Raw genomic sequence first — 23,285 nt, 5'->3', positions numbered from 1 at the left:
CACAGTCACAAAGCGCTGAGCGTGCGGATCAATTCCGCCTCGTCGACGCGAGTGGAGTGCCCGTCGCGGAGTACGACCTCGCCCGCAACCAACACCGTGTCCACTATCTGACGACTGCCCGTCGTGAGAATGGACGCGCCCGGATCTCGTACCGGGAGGCAACCGAAGTCGCGTTCGAACCGAATCATGGTGAGGTCGGCGGGATCACCCACGGAGATCCCGCCGGACCTGGCCGGCAGACCGAGTGCTGCGTTTGCACCGCCGGATGCGATGTCGATCATGGCTTCGAAGCCGAGCAGGTCGGCGCGGCCGCGCGCGGCTCGCTGCACGTAGGCGCCGGTGCGCAGCGTCTCGAGCATGTCCTGAGTATCGTTGCTGGCTGCGCCGTCCACACCCAACCCCACCGCGATCCCCGCGTCGAGGAAACTCGGGACGGGCGCGATTCCGCTACCGAGCCGCATGTTGCTGACGGGGTTGTACGACACTCCGACGCCGCGCTCCGCCAGCACCTTCTGACCACGGTCGTCGAGTTCGACGCAGTGGACCGCCAGCACCCGGTCCCACAAGAACCCATGGGAATCCAGGTAGTCGACCGCGTTCATGCCCGCGTGTTCGGTACACATCGTGTTGTCGGTCTGCGTCTCGAGCAGGTGAATCGAGACCGTCAGGTCGCGAGCCTGCGCGAACTCACGCACTTCCGACATCCCCTCCGGGGTCAGCGAACGCGGGTTCGGTACCGCGACTGCCACGTCGACGCGGGAACCTGCGACGTCGCGCATCATCTGATCCGTATGTGCGAGAACGTCTCCGAGTGGTTGCATGAGCCGCGGATCGAAGCCCCACTTCCTCGTCTTGTCCGCCCGGTCTGCGGTTCCGCGTCCCAGTACGGCACGAATCCCGGTGTCGTGCAACGCCCGGATCACAGCGTCGTGAACCTCGCTGGACGGGTGCGGCCACATGTGTTCGACCAGGGTGGTCGTACCGCTGCGCAATGCCTCCAGCGAGGCTGCGACAGTGGCCGTGTATGCGCGCTCCGGCGTGATCTGAACCGACTCTTCTGCGACCGCGAGTAGCCATTCGAGAAGCGGTGTCCCTTCGGCGATCCCACGCATCAGTGACTGCTGAAGGTGCGTATGGGTGTTGACGAACCCAGGGATCAGATACGCCCCCGATCCGTCCACACTTCCAGGTGTGGCGGTGCCGGTCGACTTCTCGATCGATTCGACCACCCCATTCGAGACGACGACGTCGTGGCCGGTCAGCCATTGCCCGCCGCTGTACAACGTCACGTCCCGGATGATCGCGTCGGTCATGTTCTTGGGCGCGGTAGTCATCGCCAGTTCTCCTGAAAGTGTGTGACGGAACGGATACGGATCAACGCGCGAAGTTCGCGCGTACTCGCTGGTCGATGTAGTCCTCGGCAGTGATCGGCGGGTACTTGCCCGCCGGCCCCTCGATGGTCACGTCGCGGTTCGCCTGAGCGAAGAACGCGAGGCTGTAGCGGGCTCCCCGATAGTCGGTGACTCCGGGACTCTTGACTCGATGAAAATTCGACGGCAGGACGTCATCACTCCATCTCATCAGCATGTCGCCGATGTTGCAGGTGATTGCTTCCTCAGCCGGCACCACCGACGTCCATTCCTGGGTGTCCATCTCCTTGCCCGGGCACAGTTGCAAGCCGCCCTGACCGTCACGCTGGAAAAGCAATGTCAGGCAATCGAAATCGGTGTGTGCTCCGGCACGCCACATCCCTTCGACATCTGCGTCGGCGGCAAGGGGGAAGTAGTGGAGTAGTCGCAGCGTGCTCTGGTAGGTGTCCACCGACGGGTCATGTGCCCTGGTGAAGAAGTCTCGTTCGAATCCCAGCTTCTCGGCGAAGCACGACAACAGGTCCATCGCAATGCCCCAGCACTTGGCTTCGAAGTCCAGGATCGTTTCGCGGAATCCGCCCAATTCGTCTGCAGTGGGCCACAGATCACCCATATGCGGGCGGGTCACCTGATAGGACTCTTTCTGATCAGGTGTTCCGATGGACGGACGCACCTGCGTCATGCTCTCCCAGCCGGAGTTGAAACCCTTCTTGAGCGGATACTGCGCTTTGACCTCGGTGGGCAGTGCAAAGAATCGCTCGGCCGCCGCGAAAGCCTCGCGGACCTGGTCCAGATCGATCCCGTGATTGACGATTTGGAAGAATCCGATGTCGGTCGCTGCCGACCACAACTCCTCGGCGATCTCGCTGCGCCGGTTCTCGAAATCCGAGAGATCGATTCTTCGGACCTCGCGGTCGGTGGTCTCCGTGCCCAGGCCACCCATGCGGGTCTCGCGGTTGAGTTCTGTCATGTCGTACGTCATTTGCTGTCAGCTCCTTCAGCGGATTCCGATGGACCGATCGGTGAACTTGTCGGTGTAGATCTCTTCTGCAGTCAATGACTGCGGTATCGCCGCACCCCCGGCGTTCAGGATGGGCTTCAGTTCTTCGACGGTGTGAGCGACTCGCGTCATGTCGAACGTGCCGACGGATCCGTCCGCCTCGTTCGCGATCAGGCCCTTCTCTTTCAAGAGTTGGGCACTGAACGCTGCTTCACCCTCGGTGTAGGGAGAGAACGACACGTCCTGCGAGACGACGTCGACAATGGCAGCATTCGCCGTATCCGGCGCAGTGATGTAGTCCGCGGTGGCCTGCTGAATGATCGGAACCAGCTTGCTCAAACACGGGGAGAGTGTCTCGACCTTGTCGGCACGAACGGAAACATTGGACGCGTAGATGTCGAAACCCGAATCTTTCAGCAGGTCATAGGAAACCGGCTTGTCCCACGCCGGCGTCTCCTTCTCGTACGTGTACGGTTCCGAATTCGCGAATCCTTGCTGAGCGATGGTCGGGTCACCGACAAATCGCGAGGGAGCTCCGTCGTAGCTCGTGTCGAGCTGAGACTGCTTCAGTAGGCCTTTCGCCACGAGCCACTGCGGAAACAGTTGCTCCTTGGAAACGACGACACTCGCGTCGGACTTGCCGATATCGGCAACACTCGCCCATTCCGGATGAGACTCTTTGTCCCACATGAGGATTGCCGGGCTGTACTTGAGCAATGGCGTGACGGCCACAACGGGCTGACTTGCCGCTGCCGCGATCACCTGATCGCCGTGCACCAAGCCGAGAGTGATCGAATCGTCGACGTACATCTGGGAGCTGACGGATTGGAACCCGATTGCCGGTCCCCCGGCCCGCAAGGTCAAGTCGACTCCGGTGTCCTTCCCTCCGGCGACAAGAGTCCCGCTGACGGACTTGTCGTCGGTGTCGACCGAATAGCCGGGACCAAGCATCTCGAAGAGCGCTCCCATATCCGACTGCGGCTGCCATTGGAGTTGAACCACAACGTTTTCCGGACAGAGACCCGCTAGGTTCTGAGCCTCGGCAGCTGGTTCGAGAGATTCAGCCTTGGCCGTCTCAGCCTCACTGGAGCTGCACGCAGTCAATCCGATGGCTGCACACATGGCCAGTGCCGCGCCGGCCGCTCCCACACTTCTGCGATTGGAATGCACCTTGCGATTTGAATACACAGCGTCTCCTTCGTGAAAACAATTGGGATGTGGGCGAACCAGGAAGGATGATCCGATGTGCACACTCTGCAGCACATGGATTACATGCAATCGACTAGTTGTTTCCATCAGGTAACGCGCGCCCGGATTCTCGCTTCACCTGCAATGTCACCTCACATTTACATTCAGCAATCTAGGCGACATACATGCAATTCAAGATGGTTCATACATCTTGAAGAACTTTTGCATGCATTATCGAACCGGAGGCTCAGATGGAACTCGCGAACACGATGCAGGATGCCGACGCTCGCAAGCTCACCGCACCGATGCAGATGGTCTTTTCCGATGTCGTCAAGAAGTTCGATACCGGCACTGTCGCGCTGGACGGCATCGATCTGAACGTGGAGCGAGGAGACTTCGTCGCCGTGGTCGGACCCTCCGGCTGCGGCAAGTCGACTTTGTTGCGCATGGCGGCCGGCCTCGAGCGACCGACCAGCGGCGCGGTTGCCCTCGACACCGAATCAGTTGGCTTCATCTTCCAGGAGCCGACTCTCCTCCCCTGGCGAACCGTGCAGGCCAACGTCGAATTGTCCGCCGAACTCGGTGGCGGCGACAAAGCAGCCCGAAAATTGCGCGCCGACGAGGCAATTCGCGCAGTGGGACTGGCGGACTTCGCGAAACAACTGCCCAACGCGTTGTCGGGCGGAATGAAGATGCGCGTCTCGTTGGCGCGTGCGCTCACCCTCGCACCTGCTGTGATGCTGCTCGACGAACCTTTCGGTGCTCTCGACGAGATGACACGACTGGAGATGCAGGTAGAGCTGCAAAGGCTCTACACCGACAAGGGGTTCACCTCGATGTTCATCACGCACTCGGTATCCGAGGCCGTGTACCTCGCAAACAAGGTGGTCGTCATGACCGCCCGGCCCGGACGAATCCATTCGGTCGTGGACATCGATTTCCCGTACCCGCGTAGCCCGGAACTGCGCTACGACGCCCGATACACCGAACACGTCGCCGAGATCTCGGCCAGTCTCCATGGGAGCTCACGATGACCGAAGTCCTTGCAGTGCAACAGGGCACCACCGCACGCAATTCCGCCGTTCGCACTGATTCTGCGACCGCCGCGCGAGCACAGTCACAGCCCGGACGGCCCTCGCGAATGAGAGCGCTCGGCACCTTCCTTCTCTATCCGCTGCTCTCACTTGCCGGCGCGGTCGCAGCGTGGTCGATCGTCAGCTACCTCGTTCTCTCCCCGGAACGTCGATTTCTCCTTCCGCCGCCGAGTCAAGTACTGACAAAGTCGCTACTCGACTGGAAACACCTCTCTCCCATGCTCGAAGCCCTCGCAGTGACGGCACAGGTAGCACTGGTCGGCTTCGTGGTCGCGGTGGCAGTCGGCGTCGGAACCGGCGTGCTGATGAGCCAGGCCAAGTGGATCGAGCGGATCGTCTATCCCTATGCCGTTGTGCTGCAGGTCATTCCCATCCTCGCCATCGTCCCCCTCATCGGGCTCTGGTTCGGCTACGGTATGACCGCGCGTACCCTGGTGTGTGTTCTCATCGCAGCCTTCCCGATCATCACCAACACACACTTCGGATTGCAATCGGTCGATCGCGGACTGCACGAACTGTTCACCCTCGGCCGCGCGTCCCGTTGGGATCGATTGGTGAAACTCGAACTGCGAGCGGCAATGCCGGCTATTCTCACCGGCATCCGCACCGCCTCCGGCCTTGTTGTCGTCGGTGCCATCATCGGCGACATGTTCTTCGCCAAAGGACAACCCGGGATCGGAACGCTGCTCGACGTCTACCGAAGCCGCCTTCAGTCCGAGGATCTGATCGCCGCGATCGTGATCGCGTCGGTGTTCGGTGTCCTCGTCTTCTCTGCCTTTGGATTCCTCTCACGTGTGCTCGTCGGTAAGTGGCACACGTCCGGCCGCAAGGACTTTAAATGACCCACGAAACTCCTGTCTTCGAGATCCCTACGATCGATATCAGCCCGTACCTCCGCGGCGAGGCAGCGGTTGCAAACGCCACCAACAGCACTGCCTGTGCGGAAGTGGCAGCTCAACTCGATCGCGCGTGCCGGGAGGTCGGATTCATACAGATTGTCGGACACAGCATTCCACGATCGGCGACCGAAAGACTGGCCGACGCTCTCGACGAGTTCTTTGCTCTCCCACTGACGGTGAAGAACAACTATCGCCGTCCCTCGTCCGAGAACCGCGGCTACTCACCACCGAAATCGGAATCACTCAGCATGAGCCTGGGCGTCGCCGCTGCGAACCAGATGAACGATTTCTACGAAGCAATAGTCGTGGGCACAGAGGTGAGCGACTATCCGGGCGTCGACCTACCCGAGTCCAGCTACGCCGCCAACACCTGGCCCGTGGCCGCGCCCGGATTCCGACCGGCAATCGAAGAGTATTTCCGTCATGCCCAGGGCTTGGCACGAATCCTGATGTGCGCCTTTACCGACGCTCTCGGATTGCAGCCCGGGTACTTCGATTCGATGCTCGACCATTCGATCGACGCGATGAAGATGAACAACTACGCACTGCCCGAGGGCGAGATCCGCATCTCCGGCGACATGACGGGAATGGGCGCTCACACCGACTTCGGAATCTTGACCATCCTGTGGGCAGATCAAGTTCCGGGCCTTCAAGTTCTGAGTGCCGACGGCGTATGGCACGACGTCCAACCTGCCGACGGCGCACTCTTGATCAACCTCGGCGACGCGATGGCACGCTGGACGAACGACCGATGGCGCTCGACAGTGCACCGAGTCGACCCACCTATCGTCGATGGTCAGATCATCCGACGTCGCTCTGCCGCATTCTTTTTCGACGGGAACTACGACGCCGTCATCGAAGCACTGCCAGGGACTCTCACACCGGGCGAAGTGGGATACCCGCCGATCACGATCGCTGAGAACATCGCGGCCAAAGTGGCCGGACTGAAAGGCGCGACGGCGCCCGAGGTCGACAGTCGCAGCGCTGACCGGGTGCGCGCCGCTGGATAGCGCTCCCGGGTACCGTCGACATCGTGCAGGATCGAAGTGAGGACAAGATGACCACCACCGAACGAGCTTTACTCACCGAGTCCGTGCACGAGACGCTTCGCGAACTGATCTTTTCGGGCGAGCTGGCGCCGGGGACACCACTGAGTGTTCCCGCGCTGGCGAGCAAGCTCAATGTCAGTCGAACGCCGGTCCGCGAGGCCGTGCAGCAGTTGATCTACGAGGGCATCGCCGTCCACACACGGAATGCGGGTGCAAAAGTCGATTCGCTGGACGCGGAGTCTCTGCGCGCGGTCTTCGAGGTGCGTGAGGTACTCGACGGTCTCGCGGCGTTCAACGCGACGGCCAATGCCACGCACGAAACCGTGTCACAGCTGAACAAGATGGTGCAGGTGCAACGCGAACTTCTCGAGAGCCCGCCGGATCAGCGTCGGGATTCGAAGCTCGACCTCGAGTTCCACACCTTGATTCGTGAGACTGCATGCAATCACCCGCTCAGCGAAGCCCTACATCGTCTGGACGGACAGTCACATCTCTACCGTTCGGACATGTGGAGCCTCGAGCTCAATCGGCGGATCGCTGTCACCGAGCACGCACGTATAGTCGCGGCCATCGAATCGGGTGACGCCTTGGGGGCGAGGACTGCCGCGAGCGCACACGTAGCCGGGCTACTCGTCCGAACAACCCGGACCTGAAGCTTTACCGAAATGACGGAAACAGCGTGTCAGGCCAGGTGATGTCGCCGTCGTTCTCGTCCACGAACGTACCGACACAGTCTCGCTCCAAAGCGCTGATCGCTCCCGAGATGACCTCTGGATGCTCGAGCTCGGTGAGATGGTCTCCTCCGGTTCCGGCCCCGGGAACGCCATCGACGTACACCCGGCACTGGCCCCCGTCCAACCGACCGTCCGCCCACTCGCCCGAACTCTGCACCACCGAATAGTAGGCAGATCCAGGAGTGTCCTCACCGACATTGAGCTTGGTGAGAACTTCGGAGAACATGCAGGTGTCGTAGCCGTCGGCAGGGCCTTGTACGCAGCCACCGGGGCTACCGTACTGCGGCGCACCGATGGCGACGAATGAATCCACTACTTCGGAGCCACCGAGGAACTTCGCGTAGTACCGGGAGCTCAGTCCACCCGCACTGTGCGCGATCATCCCGACGGAGTCAGCGCCGGCAGCGTAGGAGCGAATCGAATCGGCAATCAGCTCGGCGTCGGCCGCAATCATCTTGCCGGGTGCGTCGACGAAGTGTGTCTCGTAGCCCGCAGCGCTCAGTGCCTTGTCGAGGGCGCGGTAGGTCGCCTGGTGCGTTTCTCCCGAGTTGTAGAGCTGCTGCCCCGGAACGATGAAGACCACGCGCTTCGCATCGGTGATCCGCCTACCGGCGGCAGCGCTTCCTGCCGAGAACGCCAGAGCGGTGGTCACCAGCGAAGTAGTCACAGCCATCGCCAAGAGAATCTTCGAGAGTCGCACGTCGCCACCCTACGACGGCTGCGCACAAAAAAGGACCGCCGCACTGGAATCCAGTGCGGCGGTCCTTTTCTAGTAGCGGGGACAGGATTTGAACCTGCGACCTCTGGGTTATGAGCCCAGCGAGCTACCGAGCTGCTCCACCCCGCGATGCATGGACAAAGTTACACGAGCAGGTGAACGGAACGCAAATCGCCTGCGCTGGAGCGAAATACACGCCTGAAAGTCGAAGAATCGGGTGACTGGGTTCACAAAATGCCCGTGAGCATCAACACATAACAAGCATGTAACGAACGTACGTCGAAACGGCATCGGAAAGGCTCTACCAGCACAAACGCTAAAATTTTGGGTCGAGAGCAGACCAGACAGTCCGGAAAATTGCGAATCGACCCTCGTTCGACGCTCCCGTACGGTCGGTCCCGGCCCGAATCAACCGGGCGAACGCCGACCCGCCGCTGCTCCACTCTGCCCCGCGGGATCGGAACCCCCGAAACCTTCGAGGGGCAGAGACACGGAGAGACAAGCGCCCGGGAAAGTCAGCATCATCGCCGACCCGCAGGCCCGCCGATGTCAGCAAGCGCGGAGAGGATTTACCCCGACATGACGTACACCAGCATCAGCAAGCGTGCATTCGGCACATTGGCAGTAGCCGGCGCACTTGTCGCAGTGCCCCTCACCATGAGCACCGGCACCGCTTCCGCAGCCACCCACAACTGGGACGGCGTCGCACAGTGCGAGAGCGGTGGCGACTGGAACATTAACACCGGAAACGGCTACTACGGCGGCCTGCAGTTCTCGCAGAGCACCTGGACCGCCAACGGTGGCACCGGCTCGCCCGCCAACGCTTCCAAGGAAGAGCAGATCCGCGTCGCCGAGAACACCCTGCAGAGCCAGGGCCCCGGCGCATGGCCCGTCTGCGGCCAGCGTCTGACCGTCGCGAGCGAGCCTGCAGTCGAAGAAGCTCCCGCCGCAGCGCCGGCTCCCGTCGCCGAGGCACCCGCAGTTGCTCCCGCCATCGAGATCCCGGCCGAGCTCAAGCCCGCCGCACAGCAGGCTTACGACACCGCTCGTGACCTCGCCGGCCAGTACGGCTTCGCCGCACAGTTCCAGCAGCTCTCCGATGCCAACGCACCGATCGTTGCAGCACTGCGCTGATTCAGCTCGTACAGCTTCACCTGAGCACACAAGAAGGCCCACCATCCGATCGGATGGTGGGCCTTCTGCTATTCATGAACTGACGCCGCTTACCTCGGCAGCGCCTGGTACGCGTCAACAGCCTTCTGCAGGCGGTCGAGCGCAGCACCGTAGCTGGTGAAGTCACCGCTCTGTTGCGCCGACTTCAATGCCGCCATTGCCGAATTGACCTCGGCCAGCGCCTTCGTGACGTCATCCGAAGAAGCCGGCGGGGCCGGTGCCGTCGGAGTTGTCGGCGTTTCCGGTTGCGCTCCGGTATCCGGATCGGGTGCCGGCTGGGTGACCGTCGCTGCCGAACCTGCGCCCGGCCAAATCTGACTGATCGCCTCGGAGACGGTCGGTGCATAACCGATCCGAATGCCGTTGGTGTCGCTGAAGCTCACCAATACACGCGCCAACTGAGGGAACGCGTTCTGCGAGTTTCGCTGCGAGTACAAAGGCTCGACATAGAGGATTCCGCCCTCGGCAATCGGCAGAGTCAGCAAGTTTCCGTACTGAATCTTGTTCGACTGCTTGAGCAGTGACACTTCCGAAGCAACACGCGAATCCGACGTCATCGCAGACTGAGCCTGCTGTGGACCCTGAGTCTGCGTATCGGTCGGCAACTGCAGCACCGTGAACTTGCCGTAGTTCTCCTTGTCGTTCGCCACCGAGATGTAGGCCGACAGCAACTCACGACTGAACCCGACCATCGGACTGGTCAGACGGAAATCCGCCTTCGCGGTGTCCTTGTCGCCCACCAGCACGTAGTACGGCGGCTGGTTGGCCGACGTGTCGATCGTCGGATCGCTCGGAACCGACCAGAACGCGTTGTTGGTGAAGAACTCACTCGGATCGTCGACGTGGTACTTCGCCAGCATCTCTCGCTGAACCTTGAACATGTCTTCCGGGTAGCGGAAGTGTGCCTGCAAGTCGTCCGAGATTTCGCTCTTCGGCTTCACCGTGTTCGGGAAGACCCCCATCCACGCCTTCAGAACCGGATCCTGCTCGTCGACCTGGTACAGCGTGACAGTGCCGTCGTAGGCATCGACCGTGGCCTTCACTGAGTTACGGATGTACGAGAACTCCTGGCGCGGAATGAGGCGCCCGGTCGTCTGGTCGATACTGTCCTCGACCAACCCGTCGAGCGAACTGCGCTGCGCGTACGGGTAGTCCTGGGCGGTGGTGTAGCCGTCGATGATCCACTGCATCTTGCCGTCGACCACTGCGGGGTAAGCAGCGCCGTCGGTCGTCAGCCAAGGCGCGACCTCCTCGACTCTTTCCTTCGGATCACGCTTGAAGATGATCTTGGAGTTCGAGCCGATTGCACTCGAGAACAGGATGTTGCGCTCGGTGTACTTCGCCGCGAATGCAAGACGGTTGAACCAGTTGCCGATCGAAACGCCACCCGAACCTGTGTAGGTGTACTTCGAGGTGTCGGTGTCGTACTCACGAGGTCCCTCGCCGTCGACAGAACCGACGATCGAGTAATCGGCGTCCGACTGACTGATCACCTCGCCGTAGTACGAACGAGGATTGTCCACCTTGAGATTCTCGTTCTCGGGCGTGGTCGTCAGGTCGCTCACCGAGTAGATCGGGTAGCCACCGGTGTTGTTCTGACTGTCGCCCTGCACGGCCGTGACTTCGTTGGCCTGGGCGGCGACGAAACCGTTGCCGTGCGTGTAGACCGTGTGCTTGTTGATCCAGTCCGTCTGGTTGCCGGAAAGGTTGTTCGGCGACAGCTCACGCGCGGCGACAACGAAGTCGCGCAACTGGCCGTCTTGTTCGTAACGATCGACGTTGAGCGTCTGCGGGAACCCGTAGAAGTTCTTGAGCTGACGCTGAGCGGTGAACGTCGGCGACAGAATGGTCGGATCCAACAGGCGTGTGTTCGCGATCGTGGTCCGGTCTGCCGGAACGTCCTGGGGCTGCTTGGTGCCAATTCCCGGATAGTCGACGTAGTCGACGTTTTCTTCCGTGATCCCGTACGCCTGACGGGTCGCTTCGATGTTTCGTTCGATGTACGTGCTCTCCTTCTGCGCCGCATTGGGCTTGACGGAGAACTGCTCGACGATCATCGGGTAGACGGCACCGACGAGGACCGACGAAAGAACCAGTAGAGCGACTGCCATGGCCGGTATCCGAAGATCCCGCGTGAAGATCGAGGCGAAGAACGCCAAGGCGCAGATGACCGCAATGGACAACAGAATGAGCTTCGCCGGCAGGACCGCATTGATGTCGGTGAAGCCCGGGCCGGTGAACGTCGGTTCCTTACGACTACTCGACATCAACGAGTACCGATCAAACCAGTACGCCACCGCCTTGAGAAGCACAAAGGTGCCGGCGATGACAGCCAGCTGAATACGAGCGGCCGTGGTGAACGTCCCCGCTCGTCCGGCCAATTTGATTCCACCGAAAACGTAGTGGGTGATCAGATTTGCCACGAAAGCCAGCAGGATCGAGACGAACAACCAGTTGAGAACGAAACGGTAGAACGGCAGATCGAACGTGTAGAAGCTGACGTCCATGTTGAACTGCGGATCGGTGATACCGAATGCCTGGCCGTTGAGGAACAACTGGATAGTGACCCAGTTGGCCTGCGCGATGAGACCGGACAGGATGCCGATCGCTACCGGAATGATCACGCCGAACAGACGAAGACGCGACATAACGGTGGTGCGGTAGCGCGCGATCGGATCATTGGGCCCGGAGACCGGGACGAACACCGGGCGTGCGCGGTACGCGAGAAGCATCGCGAGCCACACGATGGCGCCGACGACAATTCCGACGACCAGGAAGAGCACGAATCGCGTCAGCAGAACCTTGGTGAAGACACCGCGGAAGCCGACTTCGCCGAACCACAACCAGTCCGTGTACATGCCGATCAGTCGCGGCCCCACGAGCAGCAAGGCCGCCACTACGACAGCCACCACCAACAAGATTCGACTGCGTCTGGACAGAGAGGGTAAACCTGCGGGGGGCCGCATGCCCACGTGCCACGCTCCAAGATTTGGCGACGCCGTGGCGTCGCAACCGATTGCATCGATCACTGCGGCCACGCCCGAGTGGACTTGGCCGTTTCCGACCACTCTACGTAACAACGGTCACGGGTTGACAACACGGAGAGCGGGGAGCCGGACAGAAGGTGGGAGGATGAAGGCGTGAGTGAAGAGAATATGAGCAGATCACCGAGTGCCCTCGCCCGGTGCGTTCATGAAGTTGTCGACCACATCGACGCCGAAGGCTGGGATCAGCCGCCGAAGCTGTACGCGTTGGTACCCACCGAGATGCTCGCCGCGGCCGAACCCGGACTGCTCGACCAACTCGCCGAGGGCGCCGAATACACACCGATCGAACAGGAATCGCTTCCCGAGGACATCATCGGCGGTTCACGGGCACTCGACGAGTTCCTGGCAACGACGCATTGGCCCGAGTCCGTGCAGGGTTGCATCCTGGTGCAGGAGATCGTCGTCCTGCCGCCCGAGGCGGAATCGGATCTCGACCACGCCACGGCGCCGGTGTTGACCGATCAGCACGCGGCGGACGAAGTCGCTCGACTGACGGCCGACGCGCATCCCGATCGACGCGAGGCTCGACTGTTCGTCGGCGTGCTCCGTGACGGTCCCTCGCTGTCGCTCCTACAGATGCGTCCCGACGAGGATGCGGATCCGTACGGTGACTTGGAACTGCTCACCTACGACGGTCTTGCACCTCACCTCGTGCACGCCCTGTACGCGACGCTCGACGAGGTCGAAGAAGACTGACAGAGTCGTCGGCGGCCAGGCAGCTTTCAGCAGCGGGGTGCGTCGCCACCCGTGTTGAGGCTTTCGAGTGAGTCCACTGCGCCGGGCAGGTTGTCGACCTTGACGAGTCGAAGCCCGTCCGGCGCATTCTGTTTCGCCTCGTCACAGTTCTGGGCCGGCACGAGGAAGGTCTCAGCACCGGCTTCGGACGCGGCGATCAACTTGTACCTGATGCCGCCGATCGGACCGACCTCGCCGTCGGAGTCGATGGTGCCCGTTCCGGCTACGAACTTTCCGCCGTTGAGCTCCCCCGGAGTCAGCTTGTCGACCAAGGCCAGTGTGAACATCAGTCCGGCAGAAGGACCGCCGATGTCGGCGAGATTGAACTGCACGGTGAAGGGAACGTCCGGGACCTCGCTGGGTGTGACGCCGAGGTAACCCGATTCGGGCTTGTTGGGCCGCGCCCCGACGGTGACCGGCACAACGGTCTCCACACCCTCACGAAGGACGGTGACGTCGATCGCGGTGCCGGGCGCGATCGCACCGACCGTGTCCTGAACGCCGGTGATGGTGGTTACCGGAGTGTCGCCGATCTTGACCAGGACGTCGCCTTCTTGCAGGGCACCCGCAGCGGGACCGTCCGGGGTCACCTTCGAAACAGTCAGTGCCACCGGCTTGCCGAGAAAGTGCAGTGCCGCCAACTCGGCACTGTCCTCGGACTGCTGGAAGTCGGCGGTGTTGGCCTGCTGAATCTCTTCCTTCGACTTCTCGGGCGGATAGATCTCCGAGCGAGGGACGAGTCCGTTGCTGCCACTCGCCCACAGTCCGAACGCTTCGAAGATGTTGAGGCCGTCGCGAACCGACACCGTTGTCATGTTGAGGTTGCCGTCGGTGGGATCGACCTCGGTCCCCTGGATGTCCACGACGGGCTTACCGTCGACGTCGCCGAGCGTGTTGAAGGTGGGGCCCGGACCGAGTGCGACATAAGGAACAGTGACCATTGTTCCGACGACTCCCAACACGACGATGGGTGCGAGTGCGGCCAAGAGCGTCACTATCCGTCGATTCACCTGATCCAGAGTAAAGCGCGAAGGCTCCGGAGCACCGATCGCACCGCCTGAGCGCCGTGCGTGTTCGCCGTCAGCGTGACTCGGAGGGCGACTCCGACCGCTCGAGCCTTGTACCGTTGAGGTATGAGCAATATGCCGTTCGGCTTCTCCAACTCCGACGACGATCCCGATCGCGACAAGAACGCGGCGGGTGGCAATCCGTTCGGGGGTGGTGACATGCCGTTCGGGTTCGGCGCGGGCGGTGAGGGATTCGATCCGGCTCAGCTCGGCCAGATGCTCACCCAGTTCGGGCAGATGCTGAGCGGAATGGGCTCGTCGATGGGCCAGGGCGGTACGTCCGGCCCGGTCAACTACGACATCGCCAAGAAGCTGGCACGCCAACAGATCGGATCGGTCACACCGATCACCGAGGGCAACGTCAAGGCGATCGCCGACGCCGCGCACCTGGCCGAGATGTGGCTGGACGCCGCGACAACGCTCCCTGCCGGAGCGAGCCGCACTCTTGCGTGGACTCCGAACGACTGGCTCGACAACACGATCGACACCTGGAAGCGACTCTGTGATCCGGTGGCCGAGAAGGTAGCGGGCATGTGGGTCCAGGGTCTTCCGGCCGAAGCACAGCAGATGGCTGGCCCGATGCTGGGCATGCTCGGCCAGATGGGCGGACTCGCGTTCGGCTCGCAATTGGGCCAGGCACTCGGCCAACTGTCCACCGAGGTGCTCTCCTCCACTGACATCGGCCTGCCCCTCGGCCCCGAAGGCACCGCGGCCCTTCTCCCGGCTGCGGTTCAGGCTTTCAGTGAGGGTCTCGAACAGCCGCATCAGGAAGTTCTGGTCTTCCTCGCCGCGCGGGAAGCCGCTCATCAGCGCCTTTACAGTCACGTTCCGTGGCTGCGCCAGCGTGTTCTCGCGACAGTGGAGGAATACGCCCGCGGAATCACCATGGACTTCTCGGCGATGGAAGAATTCGCCAAGGACCTCGATCCATCCGCTCTCACCGATCCGAGCAAGCTCGAAGCGCTGATGCAGCAGGGCACGTTCGAGCCGCAGAACACACCGGAGCAGAAAGCCGCTCTCGAACGTCTCGAGACTCTGCTTGCGCTGGTCGAGGGCTGGGTGGAGACGGTCGTCACCGCCGCACTCGGCGAGCGACTGCCTGGTGTTGCCGCGATGAGTGAGACGTTGCGGCGTCGCCGCGCTACCGGCGGCCCCGCCGAGCAGACCTTTGCGACGCTGGTCGGACTCGAACTTCGTCCTCGCAAGGTCCGTGAAGCGGCTGGTTTGTGGCAGAAGCTCACTGCGGAAGCCGGTATGGACGTTCGCGACGGCGTCTGGTCGCATCCCGACCTGATGCCCGATTCGAGCGATCTCGACGCACCGGACGGATTTGTCGCCCGTGTCCTCGGCGCCGGCGAAGCCGGTAATTTCGACGACCCGATAGCCCAGCTCGAAGCCGTCGTGGCAAAAGAGCGTGCGGCCGAGGAAGCGATGGACAAGACCCGCGAGGACGACGAAGAGAAGTAATCCCTTCTCGACCGATTTTCGCAGATCAGCCGCGATGACCGCCTGTGGATAACTGCCGCTGACGGGGACTCGCCGAGGGCCCGTCGTGCCAGCATCGAATGATGACCGGTCACACACACGACGACACCAGACAAGACAGCACTTCACAGCGATCCGCGGGACCTCGATGGGACCCGCGGATCGCTGTTCTGTCGCGCCCGGATGGTCGACTGCAGCTGGGATGGACCCCCGGACGTGCCGTCCTACTGACTCTGCCTGTCGGGGTCGACGATCGCGCGGTGAAGTCGATCCTGCGCAAAATGGACGGCTCGAGATCCCGCGCAAACATCCTCTGGGAAGCGTCGAGGCTCGGGATTCCCACATCCGTGACGGAGGAGTTGCTCGAGCGACTCGCCGATTCCGGTTTCGCCCACACTGCCCGCAGAAGCACCGCGACGGTCCGGATTCACGGTGTCGGTCCGCTCTCTGATGCCATCGAGCGCGCACTGGTCACCGGCGGGGTCAGCACGCGTCGCTCGCGCGGGTATCGCAACACCGACGTCGTGCGCACGTGGAACGAACAACTGGTGGTCCTGGCCGACGACGTCGTGACTGATCCTCGTCTGGTCAGCGATCTCGTTCGCTGTGGACTCCCCCACCTTTCCGTCCGCATCCGCGACGGCAACGGTGTGGTCGGTCCTCTTGTCCTGCCTGGTCAGTCGAGTTGCCTGCGGTGCGCCGACATCCTCCGATCCGAACTCGACCCTCATTGGCTTCATCTGTCCGCGCAGCTACTCGGCAGCGCCGGCCACGCGGAATCGGCGATGATCCATGCAAGTGTCGCGCTGGCCCTGGCCGAGATCGACTCCGCATTATCCGAGACAGCGGCGACGCATGCGGCCAGTCTGTCGTCGACGCTCGAGATCGCGCTCCGTCCGTATCGGATCACAACCAGGCGCTGGCCTCGGCAAATATCCTGCAGTTGCCAATACCTGGCACCTGTTTCGGGCAAAGGACGCCCCAGTCAGACATGATGGTGTGGTGTCCGAGATCCCACGCAAGAGTTCTGCCCGTACTGCCAAACTCGCGAGCATCCCCCTGGGGATGGCCGGTCGCGCCGCCATGGGCTTCGGACGCAAGCTCGCCGGCGGCGACAAAGGCGAGATCGACGCGCAGTTGAGCGCGAAGGCCGCCGAGCAACTGTTCGCGGTGCTGGGCGAACTCAAGGGCGGCGCGATGAAGCTGGGCCAAGCGCTCAGCGTCATGGAGGCGGCAATTCCGGAGGAATTCGCCGAGCCGTACCGCGAGTCGCTGAACAAGCTCCAGGCCGCCGCCCCGCCGCTGCCGACCAAGCAAGTACACAAGATGCTCGACCAGCAACTCGGAACCAAGTGGCGCGACCGATTCCAGTCGTTCGACGACGAACCGACCGCGTCGGCAAGCATCGGGCAGGTTCACCGAGCCGTCTGGGCGGACGGCCGCGACGTAGCCGTGAAAGTTCAGTACCCCGGCGCCGACGAAGCTCTACGCGCCGATCTCAAGACCCTGGGCAGATTTGCCGGTCTCTTCGGTTCGGTCATGCCCGGTGTCGACGTACGGCCCGTGATCGAGGAGTTTACCGCGCGCACGGAGGAAGAACTCGACTATCGGATCGAGGCGAACAATCAGCGAGCTTTTGCCAAAGAGTTCGACGGAGATCCCCAATTCGTGATCCCGCACGTCGTGGCGAGCGCGCCGAAAGTGGTCGTGACCGAATGGATGACGGCAACCCCGTTGACCAGAATCATCGAGAGTGGAACGCCGGAGCAGCGCAACGCGGCCGGTGCACTACTCGCCGAATTCCACTTCGCGTCTCCGGCCCGTGTCGGATTGCTCCACTGTGACCCGCACCCCGGCAATTTCATGCTTCTCGAGGACGGCCGACTCGGCGTCATCGACTTCGGTGCTGCTGCGCCGTTCCCGAACGGACTGCCACGGGTTCTCGGCACTATGGTGCGCTTGGCTGTCGAGGAACAATTCGACGAGTTGACGGAGTTGTTGCGCGCCAACGGTTTCGTGATCCCCGGACGCACGGTGACCGACAAGGAGATCGCGGATTACCTGCGACCCTTCACCGACCCGATCCAGACCGAGTCATTTCACTTCACTCGGGCATGGCTGCAAAAGGCCGCCGGAACCGCCACTGACTTCAACAGTGCGCAGTTCCGAACGGCCCGTGCACTCAACCTTCCGGCCGAGTATTTGATGATCTTCCGTGTTCTTCTCGGTTCGGTCGGCATATGCGCCCAGTTGGACGCATATGCCCCGTACATGGAAATCCTGACTCGTTGGTTGCCAGGGTTCGCGGAGCCGGTTCTGGATGACACCGGCTCCGCCGACTAAGACACCGGCTCCGCCGAATAGGGCTCTCACGCGCACACGAGTTGCTTGCGTGGGCGCCCTCTCGGTCTCTTGCGCGCTATGACGGCCCCCTGATCGAGGATCTCGCCTCCCCACACCCCCCATGGCTCGGCGCGGTCGAGAGCCGCACTGAGACAACGGGAACGGATGGGGCACTGCGCGCACAGTGCCTTGGCCTGCTCGAGTTCGGCCGGAGCTTCGGCGAACCAGAGATCGGGGTTGGATGCCCGGCACGGCAGGTCGCGGCGGGTGGACGCGACCTCGATGAACGTGACTGCAGCCGAAGTGACGTCGGTGGAAGTTACTGCAGTGGTGGAGTTTTCGGATTCCACGCGGATTGTCTGGGCAGACAACTCGGTCTCCTAATGCTCGGATGCGAAACTGTGTCGCACGATATGGGTTCGATGGGTGCGAACCTGAGCCGAGTCGGAAACCGGATAAAGAGGGGTATCCAACACAAAGGCCACGGTCCGCAGGGGCTGCGGGTCCGTGGCCGTAAGTGAACGGATGTGTCCTACCGAGAAATACCTCGATGGCTTAAGAACACGGACTCGACAGCTGCTTTCTTTGCTGCTGCTTGAGGGCGCAGGCGGAACGCATGCTGCGCCCATCCCGCTGCACGCGGCAGCATGGGGGCGGCAACAGCGAACTTTGCGCTTGCGCACGCTTCATACGAGATCAAGTTCGTCATTTTTTTGCCACCTCCATTTCGTGTCGGTCCGGATAGTTTCTGCGCACAGGTTGCCCCGTAACACTGAAAACCAGAGTAGAGAATCTGCCGAATCTGCACAACCTATTTTTGACCTGCGGTTATGTAACTCACCGTTGTCGATTCGGATGTGTTGTCAGATATCGAGTGTTGCCGCACGCAGTTCGCCGCGAATGACAGCTAGTACGTCTTCCCCGAAGTTGTCGAGTTTCTTCGGCCCGATTCCAGGGATCGAAACCAGTCCACGATTGTCTTGTGGTCGTTGTTCGGCAATAGCCATCAATGTGTTGTCACTGAAGACGACATAGGCCGGAACTTTGAGTTCTCGGGACTTGTCCAGACGCCAGGCCTTGAGGTGCTCGAGCAATTCCAGGTCGACATTGGACGGGCATTTTTCGCAGCGCCCGAGCATGGTCGCCGACGTCCCGATCAACGGTTTGCCGCATACGCGGCAGCGCGGACGCTTCTTGTTTCCCGACGACGGCGCGGCGACGCGCGAGGCCGGCGAGTCCTCCGGGATTAGTCCGTTGAGAAATCTCGACCGGCGACGGGACTTGCGTCCACCCTCATTGCGGGCCAATGCCCACGACAGCTGCAGATGCTCGCGAGCGCGAGTAACCCCCACGTAGAGAAGCCGACGCTCCTCCTCCACCGCGACGTCGTCGGCGCCCGAATTGGCGTCGCCGAGAACGTGTTGGATAGGCAGGGTGCCGTCGTTGAGGCCGACCAGGAACACCGCATCCCATTCGAGCCCCTTGGCCGCGTGGAGGGAGGCCAGCGTCACACCTTGCACGGTCGGTGGGTGCCGCGCCTCGGCTCGGGCCGTGAGCTCCTGTAGAAGCCCGGTGAGCGTCAGTTCAGGTTCGTGGACAAGTTGTTCTTCGGTGAGCGCCACGAGAGCCGAGAGCGACGCCCAGCGCTCGCGTGCCTGAGTACCCGAAGGCTCTTCGTTGGTCAGGCCGAGCGGCGCGAGCACAGCGCGGACGAGTGAGACCAGCGCTTCGCCGTTGTCTGCACCTTCGGGGAGGTCGTCGCGTCCAGCTGCCTGACGCAGCGCTGCCACCGCCTGACGTACCTCGGTGCGAGTGAAGAAGCCCTCTCCACCGCGCACCTGGAACGGAATGCCCAGCTTCGTCAGGGCCTGCTCGTGCGCCTCCGACTGAGCATTGATCCGGTACAGAACAGCGATCTCGGCAGCAGGAGTGCCTGCCGCGATCAGCCGTTTGATCGCCCGCGCAACGCCGAGCGCCTCGGCCGGCTCGTCGTCGAACTCCATGAACTCCGGCTCAGGCCCCGGCGCGCGCTGCCCGATCAGTTGCAGACGCGTCCCGGCGATCCGCCCGCGCGCCGCACCGATCACGCGGTTCGCCAACGACACGACCTCAGGGGTGGAGCGGTAATCCCGTTCGAGCCGAACGACGGTCGCTTCGGGGAATTTCCGGGAGAAGTCCAACAGATAGTTGGGGGTGGCTCCGGTGAAGGAGTAGATGGTCTGATTCGCATCGCCCACCACGGTCAGATCGTCTCGGTCGCCCAGCCAGGCGTCGAGCACACGCTGCTGCAGTGGGGTGACGTCCTGATACTCGTCCACGACGAAGCAGCGATACCGCTCGCGGAACTCGTCGGCGACTGTCGAATGCTCTTCGAGAGCTGCCGCCGTGTGCAGTAGGAGATCGTCGAAATCAAGCAGCATGCCGTCCTGGCCGCGTGCTTTCAGCTCTTCGTATGCGGCATACACCTGGGCCACCTTGGTGGCATCGACCGGTGCCTCACGGCGAATCTTGGCGATCGCGCGTGGGTAATCCTCCGGCGCGATCAGCGACGCCTTCGACCACTCGATTTCACTGGCGAGGTCGCGGACGCTTTCCGTGCTGGTGGACAATCCCACCCGGGCTGCGGCACTGCTGACAACGGCGAACTTTCGGTCCAGCAGACGCCACGGCGTGTCGCCGACAACCTGCGGCCAGAAGTACTTCAGTTGACGGAGAGCAGCAGCGTGAAAAGTTCGAGCCTGCACCTGCGGCCCACTCCCGCCGACGCCCAGCTCACGGAGACGTCCACGCATTTCCCCGGCCGCACGAGCGGTGAACGTCACGGCAAGCACCTGACCGGCCGACACGTGACCGTCGGCAACCAGATGAGCGATCCGGCGCGTGATGGTGCGGGTTTTGCCTGTTCCAGCGCCCGCGAGGACACATACCGGGCCGCGTGGCGCGAGCACGGCGGCCGATTGTTCTGGATCCAGTCCGGTGTCCGCAGGCATGGGGACCATCATGGCAGGACGTTCCGACACTCCATTCGCCGCGCCCGACGGTATGTGGGCAAGAGAACACGGGCCGATACGGAACAACGCTCTCGGTCGTGGTGTTATATCGGCCGTGACTTCTACCGAAAATGCGCCTGCCCTGACCATCTACTCGACCACGTGGTGCGGCTACTGCCGTCGCCTCAAGACGCAGCTCAACGCGTCGGGGATCGAGTACACCGAGATCGACATCGAGAACGATCCGGCAGCAGCCGATTTCGTCGGCAGCGTCAACGGTGGCAATCACGTCGTTCCGACCGTGAAGTACGGCGACGGCAGCGTTGCGACCAACCCGTCGCTCAACCAGGTCAAGCAGGCTCTGGGTCTGTAGACCTTCTCCGGCTGCTACTTGACCCAGCTCTCGAGCATTCCGCGAGCGATGGAGATCGACCCGGGCAGCAGCAGTGGCGCGTCCGCTTCCGAACCCCAGTCGCCGAGTTCGAGAGCGGCGCGCACCTCGTCCTTCGTGAACCAGGTGCCCTCGGCGATCTCGCCGTCCGCGAACAGCAGCGGAGCGGCGGGGTCGCCGATTGCGGCGAAGCCCAACATCACCGAGCGAGGGAACGGCCAAGGCTGGCTCCCGAGGTATCGAACGCTGTGCACGTCGATACCGACTTCTTCCTTGATCTCGCGGACAACACACGTTTCGAGTGACTCCCCGGCCTCAACGAATCCCGCGAGAATCGAGAAACGGCGCTGCGGCCAGGTCGGCTGACGCGCGAGTAGAACTCGATCGCCGCCGTCGTGCACCAGGCAGATGACCGCCGGATCCGTTCGGGGAAACTCCTCGTGGCCGGTGGACGTGGAAATGCGTGACCAGCCGGACATCGTGGGTTCACTCGGTGCGCCGTCGATAGCGCTGAATCCGGCACTGTCGTGCCAGTTGAGAATCGCGACGGCACTGGTCAACAAACCGGCGTCCGCGTCGTCGAGTGTTCCGCCGAGCATCCGCAATTCAGACAAAGTGCCCGCCAGCAGCGACACCCGCACCGCCCAGACGTGGCGATTCTCCCGAATTCCCAGGAAGACCGCGCCGCGCACCGGTTCGGGCCCCAACTCGGTTGCCTCGGCGAAGACCAATTGACCTTCCGGCGACACCTTGACCTGACCCCGTGAATTCACATGGAGGAGCAGTGCGTCCGCCCAACCCGTCGTCAGTGCAGCGGCGTCCGACCGCAATTCCTCGGCGCGGCCGACGCTCGAGCGTGAGAGCAGAGGTGTTTCGGTCAGCTGGAAGTCGTTCACGCTCACGACATTACTGCGCGCACGAAGCTCGGTAACACTCAGTTCGTGACGCGGCGAATGTAGAGCAGTCGATCGTTCTCCTCGACGGCGTCCACCTCGGGCGAACCGACGCGAACCAGACGGCCGTCACGAACGACCCCGAGCACGATGTCGGAGAGATGACGCGGAGAGCCACCGACCTCGTCACGCTCGACGGCACGCTCGGCAATCGCGAATCCGGCCTCCGGAGTCAGCAGGTCTTCGATCATCTCCACGACGGTCGGCGTCGTGGTCGCGATGCCGAGGAGTCGACCCGCCGTCTCCGAGGACACGACGACGGAGTCTGCGCCGGACTGACGCAGAAGATGCGCGTTGTCGGCTTCACGGATGGCTGCGGCGATCTTGGCTTTCGGCGCGATTTCGCGGGCTGTCAGCGTCACGAGCACTGCGGTGTCGTCACGGTTGGTTGCCACGATGATCGACGACGCATTCTGCGCACCTGCCAACCGAAGTACGTCCGATTTCGTCGCCGAACCGAATACCGTCACCAGGCCTTTGCTCGCCGCCGAATCGAGGACGGTCTGATCGGTGTCCACGACCACGATCTCCGACGCCGGTACACCGTCACCGAGCATTGCTTCGATTGCCGTCCGCCCCTTGGTCCCGTATCCGACGACGACGGTGTGATTACGCACGTGCTGCCTCCAACGCTGAATTTTGAACGCCTGACGCGAACTCTCGGTCAGAGCTGAAAGTGTTGTTCCGACCAACACGATCAAGAAGAAGATCCGAAGTGGCGTGATCAACAGGACGTTGACCAGCCGCGCCGACGGCGTGAACGGAGTGATATCGCCGTAGCCGGTGGTCGAGAGCGAAACCGTCGCATAGTAAATGCAGTCGAGCAGCGACAGCTCGTTGTCCTGTGCGTCCCGGTATCCCGCGCGATCGATGTACACGATCAACACGGCGGCGCCGAGAGCACCCAACGCGATGAGAACTCGCTTGTAGATGGCCCGCGCCGGACTTGTCTGTAGCTGAGGAATGCGCAGCACCCCGACAAGGGCGAAGTCAGGCTGATCGGTCAATGCTTCCGACCTGGTCAAACGCGCCCGGAGCTTACCGGCCAT

Annotated in this window: 20 protein-coding genes and 1 tRNA gene; 10 read left to right on the top strand and 11 right to left on the bottom strand. The window is 62.3% G+C overall.

Going from position 1 to position 23,285, the window contains the following annotated elements:
• Positions 1-5: 5 nt before the first annotated feature.
• Genes ACBG85_RS11095 through ACBG85_RS11085 form a run of 3 tightly spaced genes read right to left on the bottom strand, consistent with a single transcriptional unit; the run spans position 6 to position 3,558 of the window.
• The gene (locus tag ACBG85_RS11095; RefSeq protein WP_058039108.1) at positions 6-1,334 is read right to left on the bottom strand and encodes an amidohydrolase family protein; all 1,329 of its coding nucleotides are present in this window, start codon (positions 1,332-1,334) and stop codon (positions 6-8) included.
• 40 nt (positions 1,335-1,374) lie between these two features.
• A complete protein-coding gene (locus ACBG85_RS11090) occupies positions 1,375-2,352 on the bottom strand; it encodes an isopenicillin N synthase family oxygenase (RefSeq protein WP_003942293.1) in 978 nt (325 codons plus the stop codon).
• A gap of 15 nt (positions 2,353-2,367) precedes the next feature.
• Entirely contained in the window at positions 2,368-3,558 is a 1,191-nt protein-coding gene (locus ACBG85_RS11085) for a hypothetical protein (protein ID WP_007731279.1), read from the bottom strand.
• A 251-nt stretch (positions 3,559-3,809) separates the two neighbouring features.
• Between ACBG85_RS11085 and ACBG85_RS11080 the strand changes: the two genes are divergently transcribed.
• The 4 genes from ACBG85_RS11080 to ACBG85_RS11065 are packed head-to-tail and all read left to right on the top strand — an operon-like array spanning position 3,810 to position 7,253.
• Positions 3,810-4,592 carry an ABC transporter ATP-binding protein gene (locus ACBG85_RS11080; protein ID WP_003942349.1) on the top strand — a complete coding sequence of 261 codons (783 nt, stop codon included), beginning with the start codon at positions 3,810-3,812 and terminating at the stop codon, positions 4,590-4,592.
• Positions 4,589-5,494 carry an ABC transporter permease gene (locus tag ACBG85_RS11075; RefSeq protein ID WP_007731277.1) on the top strand — a complete coding sequence of 302 codons (906 nt, stop codon included), beginning with the start codon at positions 4,589-4,591 and terminating at the stop codon, positions 5,492-5,494. The genes ACBG85_RS11080 and ACBG85_RS11075 overlap by 4 nt, the downstream gene beginning before the upstream one ends.
• Entirely contained in the window at positions 5,491-6,561 is a 1,071-nt protein-coding gene (locus ACBG85_RS11070; protein ID WP_372027483.1) for an isopenicillin N synthase family dioxygenase, read from the top strand. Before ACBG85_RS11075 ends, ACBG85_RS11070 begins: the two co-directional genes overlap by 4 nt.
• A 47-nt stretch (positions 6,562-6,608) precedes the next feature.
• Positions 6,609-7,253: a GntR family transcriptional regulator gene (locus tag ACBG85_RS11065; RefSeq protein WP_007731273.1), complete on the top strand. Its 645-nt coding sequence runs from the start codon at positions 6,609-6,611 to the stop codon at positions 7,251-7,253.
• A 4-nt stretch (positions 7,254-7,257) separates the two neighbouring features.
• On the opposite strand, the gene ACBG85_RS11060 is transcribed toward ACBG85_RS11065, so the two are convergent.
• Both ACBG85_RS11060 and ACBG85_RS11055 read right to left on the bottom strand, forming a co-directional pair.
• A complete protein-coding gene (locus tag ACBG85_RS11060) occupies positions 7,258-8,034 on the bottom strand; it encodes an esterase/lipase family protein (RefSeq protein WP_372027481.1) in 777 nt (258 codons plus the stop codon).
• A gap of 73 nt (positions 8,035-8,107) precedes the next feature.
• A tRNA-Met gene (locus ACBG85_RS11055) sits at positions 8,108-8,181 on the bottom strand.
• Between the two features lie 450 nt (positions 8,182-8,631).
• Between ACBG85_RS11055 and ACBG85_RS11050 the strand changes: the two genes are divergently transcribed.
• On the top strand, positions 8,632-9,186 hold the full coding sequence (locus ACBG85_RS11050; protein WP_003942299.1) for a transglycosylase family protein: 555 nt from the start codon (positions 8,632-8,634) through the stop codon (positions 9,184-9,186).
• An 89-nt stretch (positions 9,187-9,275) separates the two neighbouring features.
• Here the strand turns inward: ACBG85_RS11050 and ACBG85_RS11045 are convergent, their stop codons facing one another.
• Entirely contained in the window at positions 9,276-12,191 is a 2,916-nt protein-coding gene (locus ACBG85_RS11045) for a UPF0182 family protein (protein WP_372027842.1), read from the bottom strand.
• A gap of 174 nt (positions 12,192-12,365) precedes the next feature.
• Between ACBG85_RS11045 and ACBG85_RS11040 the strand changes: the two genes are divergently transcribed.
• A complete protein-coding gene (locus tag ACBG85_RS11040) occupies positions 12,366-12,968 on the top strand; it encodes a PPA1309 family protein (RefSeq protein WP_003942343.1) in 603 nt (200 codons plus the stop codon).
• A gap of 26 nt (positions 12,969-12,994) precedes the next feature.
• Here ACBG85_RS11040 and ACBG85_RS11035 read toward each other — a convergent pair whose 3' ends face one another.
• Complete coding sequence (locus tag ACBG85_RS11035) at positions 12,995-14,017, bottom strand: PDZ domain-containing protein (protein WP_037130086.1); 1,023 nt, start codon at positions 14,015-14,017, stop codon at positions 12,995-12,997.
• Between the two features lie 123 nt (positions 14,018-14,140).
• On the opposite strand from ACBG85_RS11035, the gene ACBG85_RS11030 reads away from it, so the two are divergent.
• The 3 genes from ACBG85_RS11030 to ACBG85_RS11020 all read left to right on the top strand — a co-directional run bounded on the left by ACBG85_RS11030 (position 14,141) and on the right by ACBG85_RS11020 (position 17,902).
• Positions 14,141-15,541: a zinc-dependent metalloprotease gene (locus ACBG85_RS11030; RefSeq protein ID WP_003942352.1), complete on the top strand. Its 1,401-nt coding sequence runs from the start codon at positions 14,141-14,143 to the stop codon at positions 15,539-15,541.
• Between the two features lie 98 nt (positions 15,542-15,639).
• Entirely contained in the window at positions 15,640-16,554 is a 915-nt protein-coding gene (locus ACBG85_RS11025; RefSeq protein ID WP_372027478.1) for a hypothetical protein, read from the top strand.
• 4 nt (positions 16,555-16,558) lie between these two features.
• On the top strand, positions 16,559-17,902 hold the full coding sequence (locus ACBG85_RS11020; RefSeq protein WP_172403528.1) for an AarF/ABC1/UbiB kinase family protein: 1,344 nt from the start codon (positions 16,559-16,561) through the stop codon (positions 17,900-17,902).
• Between the two features lie 26 nt (positions 17,903-17,928).
• Here the strand turns inward: ACBG85_RS11020 and ACBG85_RS11015 are convergent, their stop codons facing one another.
• Both ACBG85_RS11015 and ACBG85_RS11010 read right to left on the bottom strand, forming a co-directional pair.
• Positions 17,929-18,252, bottom strand: coding sequence for a WhiB family transcriptional regulator (locus ACBG85_RS11015; protein WP_003942321.1), 324 nt, complete (start codon positions 18,250-18,252; stop codon positions 17,929-17,931).
• A gap of 513 nt (positions 18,253-18,765) precedes the next feature.
• Positions 18,766-20,904 carry an ATP-dependent DNA helicase UvrD2 gene (locus tag ACBG85_RS11010; protein ID WP_003942300.1) on the bottom strand — a complete coding sequence of 713 codons (2,139 nt, stop codon included), beginning with the start codon at positions 20,902-20,904 and terminating at the stop codon, positions 18,766-18,768.
• Positions 20,905-21,007: 103 nt separating this feature from the next.
• On the opposite strand from ACBG85_RS11010, the gene ACBG85_RS11005 reads away from it, so the two are divergent.
• Complete coding sequence (locus ACBG85_RS11005) at positions 21,008-21,265, top strand: mycoredoxin (protein ID WP_003942350.1); 258 nt, start codon at positions 21,008-21,010, stop codon at positions 21,263-21,265.
• A 14-nt stretch (positions 21,266-21,279) separates the two neighbouring features.
• Here the strand turns inward: ACBG85_RS11005 and nudC are convergent, their stop codons facing one another.
• Complete coding sequence (gene nudC, locus ACBG85_RS11000; protein WP_372027476.1) at positions 21,280-22,179, bottom strand: NAD(+) diphosphatase; 900 nt, start codon at positions 22,177-22,179, stop codon at positions 21,280-21,282.
• Between the two features lie 38 nt (positions 22,180-22,217).
• Complete coding sequence (locus ACBG85_RS10995) at positions 22,218-23,285, bottom strand: TrkA family potassium uptake protein (RefSeq protein WP_003942296.1); 1,068 nt, start codon at positions 23,283-23,285, stop codon at positions 22,218-22,220.

Source organism: Rhodococcus sp. NyZ502 (assembly GCF_041464245.1).
GTDB lineage: Bacteria > Actinomycetota > Actinomycetes > Mycobacteriales > Mycobacteriaceae > Rhodococcus_F > Rhodococcus_F qingshengii.
This window is presented reverse-complemented; position numbering and strand designations above follow the sequence as displayed.